Origin of the sequence: Streptococcus sanguinis, from assembly GCF_003943655.1 — a bacterium.
Lineage (GTDB): Bacteria > Bacillota > Bacilli > Lactobacillales > Streptococcaceae > Streptococcus > Streptococcus sanguinis_F.
Genome location: NZ_RJMM01000061.1, coordinates 1 through 754, shown reverse-complemented (window position 1 = coordinate 754; position 754 = coordinate 1). Strand labels below are relative to the sequence as shown.

At 39.8% G+C, this 754-nt stretch carries 1 protein-coding gene; it reads left to right on the top strand.

Annotation, left to right across the window (positions count from 1 at the left end; genetic code table 11):
* Positions 1-47: 47 nt before the first annotated feature.
* Positions 48-521: an IS200/IS605 family transposase gene (tnpA, locus tag D8886_RS11620; RefSeq protein WP_125435782.1), complete on the top strand. Its 474-nt coding sequence runs from the start codon at positions 48-50 to the stop codon at positions 519-521.
* Positions 522-754: the final 233 nt, after the last annotated feature.

The following is a 754-nucleotide window of genomic DNA, read 5'->3' as shown; positions in this document are numbered from 1 at the left end:
TCCTGGTATAATCTACTTGTTCAGGTAAGACAAAGTAGGAAAAAGAAATGTCTAAAACCAGTTACAGTTTATCACATACCAAATGGATGTGCAAATATCATATCATCTTTACCCCCAAGTACCGCAGAAAAACCATTTACTACAAAATAAGACGAGATCTCATTGAGATTTTTCGTCATCTATGTCAATACAAAGGTGTGGAAATTATTGAGGGACATATGATGCCAGATCATGTTCACATGCTTGTCTTGATTCCTCCAAAACTTTCGATTTCCGATTTCATGGGATATTTGAAAAGCAAGAGTGCTTTGATGATATTTGATAAACATGCCAACCTAAAATATAAGTATGGTAATCGAAAGTTTTGGGCGAGAGGGTACTATGTAAGTACCGTTGGCCTCAATGAAAAGACAGTTGCCAAATATATTCGCGAGCAAGAGAAAAATGACATTGCCTTGGATAAGTTAAGTGTCAAAGAGTACGAGGATCCGTTCTCAGATGGTAGTTTTAGAACAAGATAAAAGCCCGTTTTTACGGGCATTAGTCAAGTAATCATAGCATTAACCTGAACGAAGTTCAGCGAACGTCTTTAGACGTCGCTGGAGGGAAACGGCTTATAGCCGATGTACAAGCCACCCGTTTTCATCATAGCATTAACCTGAACGAAGTTCAGCGAACGTCTTTAGACGTCGCTGGAGGGAAACGGCTTATAGCCGATGTACAAGCCACCCGTTTTCACGGGTGGTTATGACTT

What these genes read in the sequence shown, in the direction of transcription:
- tnpA (WP_125435782.1), top strand. Translation starts at nt 48, where the DNA reads ATGTCTAAAACCAGTTACAGTTTATCACATACCAAATGGATGTGCAAA.